This is a genomic window from Acinetobacter sp. 24-47-66 (assembly GCF_056779755.1).
On sequence record NZ_JBWYIL010000003.1, the window covers coordinates 200,804 to 218,396 of the forward strand.

General features: G+C 36.4%; 16 protein-coding genes. 8 read left to right on the forward strand and 8 right to left on the reverse strand.

Annotated features, from left to right (window positions below; all coding sequences use genetic code 11):
• The first annotated feature begins 119 nt into the window (after positions 1–119).
• On the forward strand, positions 120–3,128 hold the full coding sequence (locus AC1M84_RS04850) for an ATP-binding protein (RefSeq protein ID WP_481594529.1): 3,009 nt from the start codon (positions 120–122) through the stop codon (positions 3,126–3,128).
• Positions 3,129–3,130: 2 nt separating this feature from the next.
• Positions 3,131–4,915 carry a response regulator receiver domain gene (locus tag AC1M84_RS04855; RefSeq protein WP_481586926.1) on the forward strand — a complete coding sequence of 595 codons (1,785 nt, stop codon included), beginning with the start codon at positions 3,131–3,133 and terminating at the stop codon, positions 4,913–4,915.
• Here AC1M84_RS04855 and AC1M84_RS04860 read toward each other — a convergent pair.
• Together AC1M84_RS04860 and AC1M84_RS04865 are read right to left on the reverse strand one after the other, a co-directional pair.
• Positions 4,907–5,956: a DNA cytosine methyltransferase gene (locus AC1M84_RS04860; protein WP_481586927.1), complete on the reverse strand. Its 1,050-nt coding sequence runs from the start codon at positions 5,954–5,956 to the stop codon at positions 4,907–4,909. The two genes, AC1M84_RS04855 and AC1M84_RS04860, sit on opposite strands and share 9 nt — an antisense overlap.
• 62 nt (positions 5,957–6,018) lie before the next feature.
• Entirely contained in the window at positions 6,019–6,234 is a 216-nt protein-coding gene (locus tag AC1M84_RS04865; RefSeq protein WP_126132256.1) for a helix-turn-helix domain-containing protein, read from the reverse strand.
• An 89-nt stretch (positions 6,235–6,323) separates the two neighbouring features.
• Here AC1M84_RS04865 and AC1M84_RS04870 point away from each other — a divergent pair, with 89 nt between their 5' ends.
• Both AC1M84_RS04870 and AC1M84_RS04875 read left to right on the forward strand, forming a co-directional pair.
• Positions 6,324–6,806 (forward strand): hypothetical protein, encoded by a 483-nt coding sequence (locus tag AC1M84_RS04870; protein ID WP_481594530.1) that lies wholly within the window; start codon positions 6,324–6,326, stop codon positions 6,804–6,806.
• 226 nt (positions 6,807–7,032) lie between these two features.
• Positions 7,033–7,497, forward strand: a complete 465-nt coding sequence (locus tag AC1M84_RS04875; protein WP_035264844.1) for a 2-thiouracil desulfurase family protein — start codon at positions 7,033–7,035, stop codon at positions 7,495–7,497.
• A 6-nt stretch (positions 7,498–7,503) separates the two neighbouring features.
• Here AC1M84_RS04875 and AC1M84_RS04880 read toward each other — a convergent pair whose 3' ends face one another.
• The 3 genes from AC1M84_RS04880 to mhpT form a co-directional block, all read right to left on the reverse strand.
• A complete protein-coding gene (locus AC1M84_RS04880) occupies positions 7,504–8,469 on the reverse strand; it encodes a bile acid:sodium symporter family protein (RefSeq protein ID WP_481594531.1) in 966 nt (321 codons plus the stop codon).
• 49 nt (positions 8,470–8,518) lie between these two features.
• Positions 8,519–9,172, reverse strand: coding sequence for a bifunctional nicotinamidase/pyrazinamidase (gene pncA, locus AC1M84_RS04885; RefSeq protein WP_481592784.1), 654 nt, complete (start codon positions 9,170–9,172; stop codon positions 8,519–8,521).
• 143 nt (positions 9,173–9,315) lie between these two features.
• A complete protein-coding gene (mhpT, locus tag AC1M84_RS04890) occupies positions 9,316–10,524 on the reverse strand; it encodes a 3-(3-hydroxy-phenyl)propionate transporter MhpT (protein WP_035264856.1) in 1,209 nt (402 codons plus the stop codon).
• A gap of 681 nt (positions 10,525–11,205) precedes the next feature.
• On the opposite strand from mhpT, the gene dapA reads away from it, so the two are divergent.
• The 3 genes from dapA to purC are packed head-to-tail and all read left to right on the forward strand — an operon-like array spanning position 11,206 to position 13,485.
• Complete coding sequence (dapA, locus tag AC1M84_RS04895) at positions 11,206–12,105, forward strand: 4-hydroxy-tetrahydrodipicolinate synthase (protein WP_481592783.1); 900 nt, start codon at positions 11,206–11,208, stop codon at positions 12,103–12,105.
• A gap of 17 nt (positions 12,106–12,122) precedes the next feature.
• The gene (locus tag AC1M84_RS04900) at positions 12,123–12,728 is read left to right on the forward strand and encodes a lipoprotein-34 precursor (NlpB) (RefSeq protein ID WP_035264860.1); all 606 of its coding nucleotides are present in this window, start codon (positions 12,123–12,125) and stop codon (positions 12,726–12,728) included.
• 37 nt (positions 12,729–12,765) lie between these two features.
• Complete coding sequence (gene purC / locus AC1M84_RS04905; protein WP_092766585.1) at positions 12,766–13,485, forward strand: phosphoribosylaminoimidazolesuccinocarboxamide synthase; 720 nt, start codon at positions 12,766–12,768, stop codon at positions 13,483–13,485.
• A 420-nt stretch (positions 13,486–13,905) separates the two neighbouring features.
• Here the strand turns inward: purC and AC1M84_RS04910 are convergent, their stop codons facing one another.
• The 3 genes from AC1M84_RS04910 to AC1M84_RS04920 form a co-directional block, all read right to left on the reverse strand.
• Positions 13,906–15,180, reverse strand: coding sequence for a replication-associated recombination protein A (locus AC1M84_RS04910; protein WP_092766586.1), 1,275 nt, complete (start codon positions 15,178–15,180; stop codon positions 13,906–13,908).
• Positions 15,181–15,282: 102 nt separating this feature from the next.
• A complete protein-coding gene (locus AC1M84_RS04915) occupies positions 15,283–16,467 on the reverse strand; it encodes a PQQ-dependent sugar dehydrogenase (RefSeq protein ID WP_481594532.1) in 1,185 nt (394 codons plus the stop codon).
• Positions 16,468–16,577: 110 nt separating this feature from the next.
• Positions 16,578–17,030 (reverse strand): YcgN family cysteine cluster protein, encoded by a 453-nt coding sequence (locus AC1M84_RS04920; RefSeq protein ID WP_481591991.1) that lies wholly within the window; start codon positions 17,028–17,030, stop codon positions 16,578–16,580.
• Between the two features lie 190 nt (positions 17,031–17,220).
• On the opposite strand from AC1M84_RS04920, the gene AC1M84_RS04925 reads away from it, so the two are divergent.
• Positions 17,221–17,379 carry a DUF1328 domain-containing protein gene (locus AC1M84_RS04925; protein WP_035264869.1) on the forward strand — a complete coding sequence of 53 codons (159 nt, stop codon included), beginning with the start codon at positions 17,221–17,223 and terminating at the stop codon, positions 17,377–17,379.
• Positions 17,380–17,593: the final 214 nt, after the last annotated feature.

Sequence of the window (17,593 nt, forward strand, 5' to 3'; positions counted from 1 at the left end):
GGCTATCTTTTCTCATTTTAAAAGACTTCTAACAAACATTAAGTTAAGATCATATAACAAGAAAAAGTATCCATATTTAGATACACACCTCTCATAATTTTGATTTATCAAGGGTTGTTATGTCTGTAAAATCTTTTAACTTTAGAGCCAGAGCTCGTACTATTGAGCACTTAGGTAAAGGACAAATTGCAGACTGCCCCACAGCTGTAAGTGAGCTTTGGAAAAATGCTTATGATGCTTATGCGAGAGATGTTGCATTATTTACTGTAGATGCTGAATATCCTTGTGGTGCATTGATCGATAATGGCTGTGGTATGTCACCAGAGCAGATTATTGATAACTGGCTAATTGTCGGAACAGAATCTAAAAGTAAGAAAAAAGCTCTAAGTGATGAAGATCGTTTTGGTATTCCAATTCGCCAAACCCAGGGTGAAAAAGGTATTGGGCGACTCTCTGCCGCATTTTTAGCAAATGTTACTTTTCTTGTGACTAAAAAGTTAAATGGCTCTTTTACTTCTCTTCTTGTCGATTGGCGATTGTTTGAAAATCCATATCTGTCCTTTGAAGATATTAGTATTCCTTTCTTAGAGTTCGACACGATTGATGAAATCACTATTGCTTTTGATTTATTAAAGCAAGAACTTCTTCAAAATATTGTATTCAATGAAGATGAAGATGAAGATGAAGATGAAGATGAAGATGAAGATGAAGATGAAGATTTAAAATTAAAAAGACTAATCAAAGAAAGAGCTTGGATAAAATTTTCTGAAGATGAGTTAGAAAACAATAAATCAGAAAACTTTATAACTACACAGAATAAAATTCTCAATTTTTGCCAGGAATCTGTCTTAGATGAAAGAGCTATCTTACCTTGGAAGGAAATACTAAATAATGTTTCTGAAAAAGATGGTGGGCAACATGGTACAGCTCTATTCTTGCTTGATCTAAGACGCGATTTAAGTTTATTAACTAATCAAGGTGATCTCGCAAAAGATAATCTTGAATTAGCTTCAATCGAAAAAGACCTTGTTGATACTCTAAGAGCATTCACAAATCCATACGTTGAAAAAGATGAAAGTTTCTCATACCGCCTCTTTAGAATAAAAAATACTTCAGAACCATCGGATATCTTAAGAGAGACTGATGTCTTTAATATGCAAGATTTTGAAACTCTTGAACATAAAATATCAGGTGAATTCGATGAAAAAGGTTGGTTTAGAGGTCATATTGTAGCTTTTGGTCAAGATAAAGGTGATGTCCTTATACCTCCAAATATTAGTATTAATCCTAGTTCTGGCGTAGGTAGGTTCAAATTTAAAATTGGTTCTTTTGAATATAAGCAGGATACTACCTCCTTAGATGAAAAAAGCGTGGCTGTATTAAGTGAGAAAGCAAAAAAATATGCTGGGTTACTAATATTTAGAGATAATTTACGTGTACTACCATATGGAAGAGTTGATAATGACTTCTTTGAAATTGAAGAACGTCGTACAAATCATGCGGGGAGACACTATTGGTCAAACCGAAGAACTTTCGGATATATTGGTATCAGTTATGAGTTAAATAAAGAACTCAAAGACAAAGCTGGACGTGAAGGCTTTATTAAAAATAAAGCATCAAGAGAATTAAAAGTATTAGTTTCTGATCTTTTAATTGAATTAGCTGATAGATATTTTGGCTCTAAATCTGAAGAACGACAAGAGTTATTACTTATTGCAAAGAAAAATAAAGAGCTAAGAAAAGATGCTCAAACACAAGCTCGAAAGGCATCACAAAACAGCTTTAAAGAAGCTTTAAAAGATCAGACACCCAAATTAGATAATTCTCTATCACTAGCTAAAGCTCTTAAAAATAGTTTAGAGAATGTAGATAAACTAACTATTGATAAACTTCAAGATTTTGATCAACAGCTCTCTAAACTTGACGTGATCCGTACTGAAATTAAAACGCCTACGAAACCACCCAAGCTAGGAATTTATGAAGAAAAGTATAGGGAATATCGTGATAAATATAACGAATTCTCAGCTTATATTATTCAGTTAAAAACTGTTGTTAACAAGATGGAGTCAGAACTCAATAAGTTAGCTCCACAACAAACAGCTAAGAAATTGTTCGATAAAAACCAGGGCATTCTCAATTCAAAATTGAATAAATATCTATCTACCATTGAGGCTAAGATTGATGCACTTCATTCTATTTGGAAAAAAGATATTAGTGAAGATAGAAGCTCATACTACAGTCAAGCAATCAATATTGTTGAAAGTGTTGAGGACTCATCTCATTTAGAAAATGCTCTAAACAATCTAGATATCATATATCTACAGTTAATTGAAACCTATACATTTAAATATGATGCAATTTTAAAAACATTAGAAAAAATATCTGACGGCATTAACTTAGATTCAGCATTCTCAATAGCTGAAGAAGAACGCTCTGATATTGAAGACAAAATGCGGACAATCAATGCAGTCGCACAACTTGGAATTAGTGTAGAAATTTTATCTCATGAGCTTGAAGAAATAGACTCCTTAGTCACTCGTGGGCTAAATTCATTACCAAGTGATGTAAAAGAACATCCTGGTTTTAAATTAGCTTACAACTCTCATAAAGCACTCACAAGCCAAATTCGCTTCCTTTCCCCATTAAAAATTTCTGGCTATCAAACACGCCAAACCATTACAGGGAAAAATATCGAAGCCCATATTAATCAGTTCTATGGCGATCGTTTTGAAAGACAACGAATCAATTTTGAAGTAACTGAAGCTTTTAGATCATTAAAAATTAGTGATCTTCCCTCACGTATCTATCCTGTATTCATTAACTTGATTAACAATGCAATGTATTGGGTTTCATTAGTTGAAGACAGAAAAATTAAAATTGATTTAGTTAATGATCTCGTAGTAATCGCAAATTCAGGACCCAAAGTTGATGAAGACGATGTTCCAAGACTTTTTGATCTTTTCTACACAAAACGAGCGAATGGACGTGGCGTAGGGCTGTATTTATGCCGTGAAAACCTAGCTGTAGCGCATCACAAAATTTGGTATGCCGAACAACATAATGATGACCCTTTCATATTCGAAGAGGGCGCTAACTTTATTATTAAATTTAATGGATTGGAGAAATAAGTGTGACTGTTGCTAATGAATATGAAAGTTTAGTTCAAAAAACGTTTTGCAATAATGCTATACGCTCAGTCATGATGATTGACGATCAATTTATTCCCTATCCGGATTTAATAGATTCATTGTCTAAAAATGAACACATTGATGAAGATAAAGTCCTTACATCCCAAAGAGCAGCTCTACTAGAAAAATTTTTTCAAAATGAAAAAATATTATGTGATATTGATAACTCAGTACGCAATCTAGATGTAGAGCGCATTAGAAAATCTGATTTACTTATTATTGATTATCATCTTGAACGAGATAATCCGAGTAAAACTTTAGAAATTTTATGTGGCTTGAAAAATTCTAAGCATTTTAACTTAGCTGTAGTGTATACCAGTGAAAAACCTGAAACTGTTTGGAAACAAATTGCTGCCTCTTTTAGTCCTATTAAAAATATTGAATATGAAATTGAAAAAATTGATGAATTTGACGATTTTTGGGATACAGAAATTTTACCTAGCATACAATCAGGTGGTACCTATAGTCTGTCAGACAAAGAACTTATAGATTACATTCTCTTTGACAAAAATAGTGGTAGACTCAAAGGCATATTATCTAGAAACCCACAATTCAAAGATAAGAAAGAGGAAATTTCAAATATTATTTGCGATTATTTTTTAGGTAACAATCAAATATATAAATCTTCAGAAAATAGCTATACTATAATAGAAGGCGACTCCGAAGGTAAAACCTGGATCAAGTCAGGCAATCTTTTCGTATGTATTTATCCAAAAAGTTCAGAAAATCTCGACCAAGACCCTATTAACATCTGGAATACTTTAAAAAACTCTTTAGTTAGTTGGAAACCTTCTTACTATCAGTTAATACAATCTGAAATCCAGAATCATATCGAATCTGATGCAATGGCTTTTGATAGCGTTCATGACAACGATAAACATGGCCAAGCTGCTTGGTTGCAAGAAATTTTGAAGTCAACTAACGAAACTGAGGTGTCTCAACTTCTTAGCAATATTTACGCTGACGTATCTGAAGAAATTTCTTTTAAATTCAACTGCAATGATGATTTGAAGAGTTTTATTCTTTTAACTTTTGAGTTTTATAAAAATAAATTAAATCTCGAATCTGATGCCAATCTAGCTAAATTCTGTTGTGAACAAATGAAGCTTCCTTTTAATGAAAATAAAACACCTAAAGATATGTATCATGCCTTAAACATGCATTTATCATCTAAAAATTATCAGAATGAATATATTTCCACTGGTACGATCTTTAAAACAATTTCCGAACATGAGGAAACAGATCAGCCGTCTAAATGGTATTTATGTGTATCTGCAGCCTGTGACATGATACCCAGCCAAGCCAACGATCCATATAATGATAGATTAACTCCGCATCGATTAATACGTGTGTTAGAACTTTTCCCTGCTAATCAAGAGAATGCTATTAAATTTGCTACACATTCCAAGTATGTGTATGTATATGATAATGATCAAAGAAAATATTTTTCTATTTTAAATGAGATATCTAATCTGCCAGCTCTAGATTACATGATAATCAAAAATCATGCAGATGAGCTTAAAAGAAAAGAAATCCCACTTATGATATTTACCAAAGATCACAGTGGTAATGTAGTAATAAAAGATATCAAAGTGAAACCGAAGTCACAGTTACGTGTCGGATATGCTGAACGCTATCAATCTATGGCTGCTCAACATGCTGCTAGAATCGGAGTAGACTACATCAACTCTAATATCGAAGTACCCGATAGATTAAAATTATTTTAATTTTTGGTAATGTTGCAAAATGGCTAAACCAAATTGTTTAGCCATTTCACATGGCACTGCATTTCCGATCTGCCGAGAAACTTCGACCACACTTCCATTAAAAATAAAGTCCTGAGGGAATGTTTGTAATCTTGAAGCTTCTCTCACACTAATTGCCCGATGTTGATTCGTATCTGGATGCCCAAAACGCCCATTAGAATAGCTATAGCAACGTGTTGTTAAAGTCGGAGCTGGCTTATCCCAACTCATACGACCATAGACATCCATATGACCAGAATGTGTCTTATGACATTCATTAATCAAATGATCTGGCCAATTTCGACGATCCCCACCTTCTGGAGTATTTTGAATACGCTCTAGATTACGTTCATTTAATGTTGGGCATCTATGCCATGGATCATCTGGATGTACTTCACCAGCTTGGATAGCTGGAAATTCTCCAATAAAATCTCGAACAGTTTTAATCGGTTCTAAACCTTCTCCATGTGTTCTTTGTGGAATTTCCATTTTTCCAGATTTACAAGCTAATAGAACAAAACGTTTACGTTTTTGAGGAACGCCATACTCTTCAGATTTTGCGATGAACTCTGTAATCTTATATTTTTTAGATTCTAAAAAAGTGATGAACCGTTTATAAGGGCCATCTTTTTCTTTATCAATTTTTTGAAGACCAGGAACGTTTTCAACAAGAATATACTCAGGTTTTAATTTACTGATAAACCGGTGTGTTTCATCTAATAATGTACGTCGAATATCATCTTCACTTTTTGATTTATTTTGTGTAGAAAATGGCTGACATGGAGCACATGCAACAAACAAAAGAGGTTCTTTTTTTATGTTTTTCTCTTTAAAAGCTTTTGTTAATATTTTTTCATCTACTTTGCGAATATCATCATTAAAAAATAAAGCTTCAGGAAAATTAGCTTGATATGTTGTCGCCGCATTAGAATCAAAATCTAAACCAATTGTAATTTCAAATCCAGCTTGGCGTAATCCTTCACTTACACCACCGCAACCAGAAAAGAAATCAATTACTTTCAAAACAGCACCAAATTTTAAATTAAAAAATATGCCAAATCATAACAGAAGATAACTTTATAAAATTACTCAGGCAATAAATCTTTTACATTTACATCTAAAGAATTTGCTAATTCGTAAAGTTTTTCCAAAGTAGGATTCACCTCACCTCTTTCAATCCGCCCTAAGTAACTCCGATCCATATTACAGAGTAATGCAAGTTGCTCTTGAGACATGTTTTTTTCTTTTCTGTACTTTCGAACCAATTGCCCAAATTGAATAGTAAGTTCTGACATAAACATTCAAGTGCTTAAAAAACAGAACTATCACTATTTGAGGACTATATATCCACGGACTATAATCCTCTTTTTAAGTTTTCTACTTTTTTATCATGAAACAAATTACTTCGCCTTTCTTTCAATCTTTTCTAGTACTTCTTTCCCACAACCAAATTGATGGATGGACATCAAACAAAATTTGGAACAACTTGAATCTTTTAAAAGATGAAAAGGAACGAATCAACCACCAGCAACTTTATAGGCTTCTGAGAAAAATGGTACGACAAGGACACTTGGTCAAACATATTCATTCTGACAATCCAAGGCTTTCAACATTTGTTGAAACAGAAAGCATGTATGAATTTAGAAAACAATTTGATTTAGCAATTGTTAAAAGTGATTCGAAAAAACTTAACTTCAAGACTAATGAATTAAAAGAAAAGCAAAAGATTTATGAAAACCAAATCAAAGCTTCTGAACAAGCACTTATAGACTTTCCAGAACTAAAAACAGAAATATTAAGAAAAAAAAACCAATTACTTCAAGATCTTGAAAAACTGAAAGCTTACACTGACTTTCTAACATCATTGATATAATATGAAAATAAATTAAACGAGCCTAGAGTTTCATTTCAGTATGAAACTTTATTACTCGATGAAAAGTAAAAATGGAAGAAAATTTAAAGTTAAGTATGAAACTTTATTTTTTCTTCCATTAATTTCGAATTCGAAATATCAATGAGATAAGGCTTGATCAGTATGAAACTTTATTACTCTCATACAAAAAGACCGATAATGAAAATTATCGGTCTTTTTTTATCAAATGAAATATCTTATCAGTGCATGTTTAGTCGGACATCCAGTTCGCTACGATGGTCAACATTGCCTTCAAGAAAAAATTAAAACGCTGATTGATACCGATCAGGCCGTCGTAATCTGCCCTGAAATTTCTGGAGGACTTAGCACTCCCAGAGCCCCTGCTGAAATTCAAAAAGGAACAGGCTCCGATGTTTTGAGTGGCCATGCAAAAGTATTTGATCTTTCGGGAAAAGATGTTACCGAAGCATTTATTTTAGGTGCCAAACAGACCTTAGCTTTTGCGAAAAAACATGGGATTACTCATGCGATTTTGAAAGCTAAAAGTCCATCATGTGGTTTTGGTCAGATTTATGATGGCTCTTTTTCGGGGTCAAAAATAAATGCGGACGGTGTTACAGCAGCGCTTTTAAAGCAACATGGTATTCACATCATGACTGAAAAAGAATTTCTAGATCAGTTAATGAAATAAAATCAGCTACTTAATCACATCATCGTCATATTCATGTTTTTTAAGGTGAGCTTTGTCACGCGTCGCCCAATAACTTGCCAAGACGGGTCCAGAAATATTGTGCCACAAACTAAAAATTGCACTTGGAAGTGCTGTAATGGGGGTTGCCGCAAAATGAACCGCAGCTAAAGCAACGCCTAAGCCAGAATTTTGCATCCCTACTTCTATCGAAACTGCTTTAGCATCTGCTTGATTGAGCTGCAATAATTTTGCAGCCCAATAACCTATAAAATATCCTAATCCATTATGTAAAATTACAACAGCAAGGATCAGTAACCCTGACTGTAAAATTTGCATTTTGCTTCCAGCAATAATCGCAGCCACAATCAATACAATCGCGATGACTGAAACCATAGGCATCATTGCGATATATCGATCTATTTTTTGCTTAAATAGGCCGCTCACGATCACCCCTAAAATGATAGGGAACAAAATCACTTGCATTACCGATACAAGCATTGCTACCGCATCTATATCGATCCACTGACTCGCTAAGAGATAAAAAATCAATGGTGTCAGCAAAGGTGCTAACATCGTTGAAACTGAGGTACACGCGACGGACAAAGCCACATTTGCCTTTGCCATATAAGCAATGACGTTAGATGCTGTACCTCCGGGACAACATCCAACAAGGAGTACGCCAACGGCAATTTCAGCGGGTAATCGAAATGCTATGCACAATCCCCATGCCAATAATGGCATCACTATAAATTGAGCACTCACGCCAACGGCAACCGCCTTAGGCTGGCTGAGAACACTTTTAAAATCTTCCCACGACAGGGTCATTCCCATGCCAAACATGATAATCCCGAGCATCCAAGTGATATAAGACTTAAGCCAAATAAAAGCTTCTGGCATATACATGGCAATTCCTGCAAATAAGAGTACCCACAGCGCAAAGGTTTTCTGCACGAATTGATTGATAGCTTTCATTTAGAAGTTCACTTGTTGGATTAACGACGTATGATCTTGAGCCATGCCTTTAAATGGTCTGCGCTGAGTGTCTGAGAGTCATCAGTTCTTTGGCGTAAATTCGTTTCACACCTTGTGCAAGCATTTCTTGCCATGCATGTTGCAACGAACCATTTAAATCGATGCCTTTAGTCGCATCTGACACGACATAACTGTTAAAACCTAATTTTGCAGCATCAATTGCCGTCCAAGCCACACAAAAATCAGTGGCGATCCCGACAATGAAGATGTCACGAATTCCACGCTCACGCAGATAACCTGCTAAGCCAGTCGATGTTCGATGATCAGCTTCTAAAAAGGCAGAATAACTATCAATATGTGGATGAAAACCTTTACGAATGACCAACTGCGCTTTGGATATATTCAAGTCTGGATGAAAATCTGCATCATGTGTACCCTGCACACAATGTGAAGGCCATAACACCTGGCGGCCATAAGCTAATTCAATCGTCTCATAAGCAGACTTTCCAGGATGATTTTCAAAAAATGAAATATGGTCTTGAGGATGCCAATCTTGGGTAAGGACAACATTGTCAAAATGCCGAGCAAGTAAATTAATGGTTGGAATAATTTGATCTGAATTTGCTACCGCCAAATTTCCCCCAGGGGTAAATCCATTCTGAACATCAACAACGATAAGTGCACTTTGTTGTGGTTGGAACATCCTTTTCAGCTCCCAATATTTTTGAAATTGTTAGGGACTATTGCATAGGATCATGAGAACTACAATTGTTTGAGTAGAAAATTTGATAAGAAAACTCTATAAAAAAAGCCTGCATCAAGCAGGCTTTAATCTATGTTTTTGTCTTAATTCTGGATACGACGTACCAACATTAACATGAAGATCGCAGAAATAATAATACAAGGGATTGCTGCAGAGATTACGCCTGCTGCACCAAATCCTGCCGTTAACAATGATCCTGCAATTGCTGGCCCAAGCATAGCACCGATACGACCTACTGCTGATGCTACACCAACACCTGTACCACGTACTTCTGTTGGGTACACAATACCACCAAATGCGTAAAGCACACCTTGACAGCCAATCACGAAAGCACCAACCAATGCTGAAGCCAAATACATTTGTGTGAGTGAGCTTGCTGCATTCAACGCAAGAAGGCCAGCCAAAATACCACCGTACATTAACAAGATCACATAAGCTTTTTTCCAGCGGTCAGTTAATACACCTAAAATCACAGTACCTACAGTAGCACTTACCATGAAGTAGAATTGCGCTGTCGCACCTTCTTTTCTTGAGAAACCTAATTCTTGGAATAGAGAAGGTAACCAGCTGAGCATGATGTAAACCACCATGAGCGTGAAGAAATAGCTACACCAGATGAACATCGTACGAAGAAGATTCTGTGAATTAAATAAATCTTTAAACGAACCTTGTGGAGCTTCTGCAATTTCAGCTTCAGTTCTATTTTGCGTTTTCAAGAATTCTTTAGATTCAGGTAAGAACTTCATCATCACTGGAATAACAATTAATGGTAATAAACCACCAAGATAGAAAATATTTTTCCAGTTAGCACCGAAATCTGTACTTGCAATTAAAGATAAGATCGCAGCACCGACAGGCATACCGCAATACATTAGCCCAACAGCGCGACCACGATTTTGTGGGGTTACTGCTTCAGAAGCCAAAGTGATGAGAATTGGCATTGCTGCACCTAGTCCTGCACCTGCAAGGAAACGTACAGCCAATAAACTGTTAAAACTATTTACCCATACCGTACATAAAGTGAATACAGCGAAAACAGCAACAGACCAAATTAAAACTGTTTTACGACCAATACGGTCCGCAATACGCCCACCTACCAGTGCCCCAGGTAACAGACCTAAAATACCGGCACTAAAAAACACACCTAATTGTGAACTATCTAAACCAAAATGTTCACGAATACCCGCAGCTGCAATACCTGCAGCCTGAATATCTAAGCCTTCAATTACTGCAATGAGGAAGCAGATACCTACCGTCAAAATTGCATGTTTGTTACTTACTGATTCTTGCATTGAACTTCCCTCACTCATCAGCATTTGAGTCCGATGCCCGATTATCTATGTAAGTCAATGAAAGTGAGAGTTATCAAATGGTGTAATAAAATGTAATCAAAATAAGATTAAATTTCATACCTCTTGCCAACCAAAATAAATTCTAGTCTTCAAAACGATTAATTATTTTTTTTATTTAGGAAAAAACCAAGAAAAATCTATTATAAAATCTATAAGTATTAGAATAATTTAACCTTTAAGTAAAAAAAATAAGACGTTTTATAAATTATAATAATCACATAATTTAAAAATTATTAGTCTATTCACCTGTATATACATACATCTTAAATCTGATGTAAGTGATATAAGCTATTAATTCAGGGTAAATTGGTCAGATTTTAGTTCGAATTTTCATTTTTATCCGCAATACTTTCATAGACGAACATCTATCTTCACTGTTATTTAAATGCCTAACCATAAGGTCTTAAAATTGCTTTTTTTAAAAAAAGTTACTTGTTTTAACTAAACTTTTTTTTGACTGAAGTGAATTCATATTGTTCTTATTGGTTGCTTAGTTCATAATTTGCATACGCATTATCCAGTATGCAGGCATATTGGATCGTGATATAAATCAAAATACATACCCATCCAAACTTCGCTTCTCAACCTTCACTGGATGGAAAAATAGGATCGTGTTTTAAAATGACTACTCAGCAAGCTCAGGTAATTCAAGGCTCAATCGTCGCAATCGTCACTCCAATGTTTGAAGATGGAACTGTTGATTGGAAGGGTCTCGAGAAGCTTGTTGAATGGCACATTGAACAAGGTACAAATAGTATCGTTGCCGTGGGAACAACAGGTGAAGCTTCGACCTTAAGCATGGCTGAACACACTCAAGTGATCAAAGAAATAATTCGTGTAGCCAATAAACGCATTCCAATTATTGCCGGCACAGGCGCAAACTCAACGCATGAAGCGATTGAGCTTACCAAAGAAGCTAAAGAGCTTGGTGCAGATGCTGCACTTTTAGTAACGCCATATTATAACAAACCGACTCAAGAAGGCTTGTATCAGCATTACAAAGCAATTGCTGAAGCTGTTGATTTACCGCAAATTCTTTATAACGTACCTGGCCGTACTGGCGTTGATATGAGCAATGAAACTGTAGTTCGTCTTGCTGATATTCCTCAAATCGTAGGTATTAAAGATGCAACAGGTGATGTTCCTCGCGGTGCTGAGCTTTTAAAAGCACTTGAAGGCAAAGAAATGGTGGTCTATTCAGGTGATGACGCAACAGCATATCAACTGATTGAGCATGGTGCGAAAGGTAATATTTCTGTGACCGCTAACGTTGCTCCAAAGCAAATGAGCCAAGTGTGTGCCGCTGGTTTAGTGGGTGATGCAGCTCAAGCAAAAGCAATTAATGATCAAGTTGCAAATTTACACGAAATTCTATTTTGTGAATCAAACCCAATTCCTGTGAAATGGGCACTTCATGAAATGGGATTAATTGGTACAGGTATCCGTTTACCACTTACTCCATTAGCAGAACAATATCGAGCTTCACTGCGTGATGCATTAAAAGCTGCGAGCATTATTTAAAGAAGAGTATAACAACTATGCAACTACGTTTTGGCTTACCCCTTGCCCTTTCAGCCCTCAGCATGGTCGGTTGTAGTACGATTGGTATCGATAATGGTTCACTCGATTATAAAAAATCTACTGCACAAACCCCGCTTAAATTTCCTGAAGGTTCAATGGTTAGACCAGCAACACCGCTTTATCCAGCGCCTGTTGTTGAACAGCTTGCAATAGACAATGCGCCACAAATGGTTAATAAGCGAGGTAATCGTTTCGAGCTACCTCGTCCTAATGTGGCACCAACCGTTTCTAATCCTGTTGAGAGTGAACAATCAACTGCTGTCGGTCGTCCACAACTTTTAACTGATGGAAATGGCAATCCGTTGATCAAAATTGACGGAAATTCTGCTACAATTTGGCAATACACAATCGCCACCCTCAGTAGCCTCAACTACAACTTTGTCAATCAACCTAAGAATCCCCATTCCGCGACAATTCAAGTGGATGGTGAAAGTTTAGTGCTTAAACTGACATCTGTAGGTTCGAGTCATACCTTGGCCGTGTTTACCCCAACTAACGCGTTTGCAGACAAACAAAAAGCTGCGAGCCTGTTAACCCAGATTTATCAAAACTGGCCAGCCTAGTCGTTCTAGGCATATTTTTTCTGAAAAAGGTTCCACCATGTTAAAACAAACCTTGCTCTATACTGGTAAAGCTAAATCCGTTTATGAAACCGATAGTGCAGACCACCTGATTTTAGTCTTTCGTGATGATGCCTCAGCATTTAATGGCGAAAAAATCGAACAGCTAGATCGCAAAGGTAAGGTGAACAACCGTTTTAACGCCTTTATCATGGAAAAACTTGCAGCTGCAGGTATCGAAACTCATTTCGAAAAACTTTTAACACCAAACGAAGTTTTGGTTAAAAAGTTAAACATGATTCCAGTTGAATGTGTAATCCGTAACTATGCAGCTGGTTCGCTTTGCCGTCGTTTGGGTGTTGAAGAAGGTTTAGAACTTACACCACCTACATTTGAATTATTTTTCAAAGATGACGCTTTGGGCGACCCAATGGTGAATGAATCTCAAGCCATTGCTTTAGGTTGGGCTACTGCTGAGCAACTTGAGCGTATGAAAGAGTTAACTCACCAAGTAAACGTGGTGTTAAAAGATCTTTTTGCTCAAGGCAACATGCTTTTAGTTGATTTTAAACTTGAATTTGGTGTGTTCCATGACCGTATCGTTCTTGGTGATGAGTTCTCTCCAGATGGTTGCCGTCTATGGGACAAAGATACCAAGAAAAAATTAGATAAAGACCGTTTCCGCCAAGGTTTAGGTGGTGTGGTTGAAGCTTATGAAGAAGTTGCTACACGTATCGGTGTTGACCTTTCTGATATCTAAATCAAAATTTAGATAAAATAAAGCCGAGTCATATGACTCGGCTTTTTTGTATCTGTTGATATTATTTTTATATTTTCAAATTATTGTTATACATTCATTATTTTTGTTAAGTCGCATTACCAATGCTCTCTCCTCATTGGTAATGCTATTAATTTATCGAATCGATATTTAAATAAGATGACAAATCTGGGTCATTGATCATTAAAAAACTCAATTGTTGTTTTTGTTTTTAAATTTACCCCCATTAATCGAATAAATTAATGCTATTTATTAAAATGATCGTTTTTACAATATCACTAAGTTCAACTAATATATTTTTATACCAGGCAACTACAGGAGTTGGTGGCTCAAGAGAGAGACTGTAGTTGCCGACCAGATGAATCGCTTTTCGCCCAGCTTCCTATAGAACTGGGCTTTTTTTTATTGTTGTTGCTGCTCTTGCTGCCAACGTCGCTGCTGTAAACGCTCTGCTTCGACTTCACGCTTATTACGAGCTGATTCGTACAATTTGGTGCCTTTCAGCTCTGGAGGCATATAATCCTGCAACACGAAATGTTCTGGATAGTGATGTGGATATAAGTAATCTACACCATATCCCTGCTCTTTCATTAACTTGGTTGGAGCATTTCTTAAATGCAATGGAACTGGAAGATTTGACGTACGTTCAGCCAACTCTAATGCTTTATTGATTGCTAAGTAAGTGCTGTTACTTTTCGCGCTTGTGGCCAAATACACTGCACATTGTCCTAAAATAATACGGCATTCTGGCATCCCAACCGCTTGAACGGACCTAAAACACTCCCCAGCCAATAACAACGCATTAGGATTAGAATTTCCAATATCTTCCGAAGCGGCTATCAACATCCGACGCGCAATAAAGACTGGATCTTCCCCCCCCTTTAACATTCTCGCCATCCAATATAGTGCAGCGTCAGGATCACTTCCACGAATTGATTTAATGAATGCTGAGACTAAATCATAGTGCTGCTCACCAGATTTGTCATATCGCGCAATATTTTGTTGAGCTACTTTCACCACGATGGCATTGGTGACAATATTTTCAACATCTGCTTCAAATGTGCTCGCAATGAGATCCAATAAATTGAGTGCTTTACGAGCATCACCTGCGGCAAATTGAATTAATGCATCATATTCTTCGATGTGAATATGACGGTCTTTCAGAAATTGGTCTTGCTTGAGTGCACGTTCAATTAAATGTTGAATATCATGCTCAGATAATGCATTCAGCGTATACACCTGACAGCGCGACAACAAAGCATTATTGACTTCAAAAGAAGGATTTTCTGTGGTTGCACCAACCAGAGTAATCTTGCCTTTTTCTACTGCGCTCAGTAAGGCATCTTGTTGAGATTTATTAAAACGATGAATTTCATCAATAAAAACCACTGGCACAATGAGATCACCACTTTCCCCAATGATTTCTCGAAGCTCTTTAACACCAGTGTTGAGTGCAGACAAGCTAATAAAAGTACGATCTACAGCTTGAGCTAACAATAGCGCAATGGTGGTCTTGCCGACGCCTGGAGGCCCCCAAAAAATAATCGAAGGTAAATGTCCTTGGTCAATCATTTGACGTAAAGGTGCGTCTTCACCAAGTAAATGATCTTGTCCGATAATCTCAGACAAATCACGTGGACGTAAGCGTTCAGGTAGCGGAATTTGTGTATCGGACATATTTTTTATAGATCTCAAAGTGCTGTTGACTAGTCTACTATGTAATAGTCAAATTCCAATATTAATAGTCAAAACAACCATCACTATTCAACATTTTTCATTTTACTCAGATTCGAGTTTTGCTTTTAATTTGAATAAATAAGCTTGCGGTCCATCTTCTATTCCCCAAATTGTGCCATCCTTCGCTTCATGCAAGTCTCGTACTCGAACCCCCATATCCAAGCGCTGAATTTCTCGTACAGGTTCAGATTGTGGATCTACCACAATAATGGCTTTCGATGATAATCCACCGATTAAGGCTTTGTTCTTCCATTGTGGAAAATAGTTAGATTTATAAAAAATCAGACTCGAGGGTGAAATCACTGGAGACCAATCAAGTTTAGGGGCTATGAATTCAGGTCGCGTTTCATGATTCGGAATCTGTTTCCCATCATAGTGATCACCATTAGATACAATTGGATAGCCATAATTCTTACCTTTTTCAATAAGATTGAACTCATCGCCACCTTTAGGGCCCATTTCTGCCACCCACAAACGATTTTGATGATCAAATGCCATACCTAAAGGATTACGATGACCTAAACTCCAAATCTGCGCTGAGACACCACCTTGTTTGGCAAATGGATTAGATTCTTGAGCACGACCATCATCATACAAATATACAATTTTACCTAGATTAGACTGCATATCTTGTGCAGGCTGAAACTTCTGCCGTTCCCCTGAACTAATCCATAAATTCGCTTGCTGGTCAAACACTATACGATGTGCATAATGCCCCTGACCCGACACTTTAGGGACTTGCTCCCATATGCGTTCGATATCCGTCAGTTTCGGTGCTTCGATATTCGATAAATCCAATTTCGCTCGGATTACCACTGCACCAAACAATCCATTTTTTTCTTCGGCATAACTGAGATATAACCAAGCGTTATTATTGAAATTAGGATGAATCGAAACATCACCTAACCCACCTTGTCCGCCATAAGCAACTTGAGGCACACCAGCCACGTTAAAACTACGTTTTGATTGTGGGTCAAACAACTTAAGTATGCCTGACTTTTCTGTAATTAACAGTTGACCATTTGGTAAAGTTGCAATCGCCCATGGTTCATCAAATAGAGCAATTTTTTCAACTTGATATCGTTGTTCTTGAGCTTTTGAATTCTCGTTTTTGACTGTTGATTCCTGCGGATTCTGTGCTTCAGTGGCTTTATTTTGATTGGCATGACACGCCATTATGATTCCGCTCAAACCAACAATCCAAATTAGTTTTGCAGCTTTTAACATGCCTTTCCCTTTTTAAATCCTTGAATATCAGTCTCAAGGATTAAACGGCAATGATCATTTTAAAAGTGTTTTTATATTACAAAATATGTGTAGTCTAGCAATTGAATGTACTAGCGTACCCACCGTACGATGTATTCATCTATTTCATTTTCATTAACAAGCTGTTCAGATATACAACGACCTGCTACAGATTTTCGAGCACTAATCACACTTTGTTTATTGCCTGTCACCAAGTGATGCCAATTCGGTAGCTTTTTACCTTCATTAATACGTCGATATGCACAACTCGAAGGTAGCCATCGTATTTGTTGTAATTTTTCAGGCGTTAACTGAATACAGTCAGGTACATGCACCTGACGATTTTCATAATCTGAACAATGCCCCGTCTGACAATCTAGAAGTTTGCACGCAACTTTGGTATATGCGATTTCTTCGGTTTCATCATCTTCTAATTTAACCAAACAACACATACCACAACCATCACACAGTGCCTCCCACTCTGCTTGGTTCATTTCAAACAGTGAATAATGTTTCCAAAATTCAGGGCGTAAAGATGTGCTCATGATTCAGCTAAATATCAAAAATTTGAGTCAGTATATCACTAATAATTCGCATAAAATTTCATCAATCTCAGTTACAGTTGATTAACTAAAGAATATCAATACTCTACGTTAAAATACCCTTTGTATACATTTTGCTCAGTTTATTTTCTTATACTGAATGAACATTAATAAAAATTTATGGAGAATCAAAATGTTCCGTTGGGCGATTATTTTTGCAGTGATTGCATTGATAGCAAGTTTGCTAGGGTTTGGTGGTGTAGCAGGCTTATCTAAAGATTTCGCAATTATCTTACTTGTGATTGCAGTGATTCTCGCAATTGTAGGCTTTATCTCAAGAGGCAAAGTCTAGTGTTCTAAATCACTAGATTAAATTGAAAACACAAGATTGATGAAAAGAAGAAGGTACTCCTTCTTCTTTTTTTATTTCTTTTTATCTGTTCATTGATACGCGTTTTATATATTCCAATCTTTCATAAATTCTCACATTTGATTTTACTTTCTTATTGCAAATTCATCACTTCGGAAAACATTTATGCTTTAATCTTTGCTGATTTTCATAAACG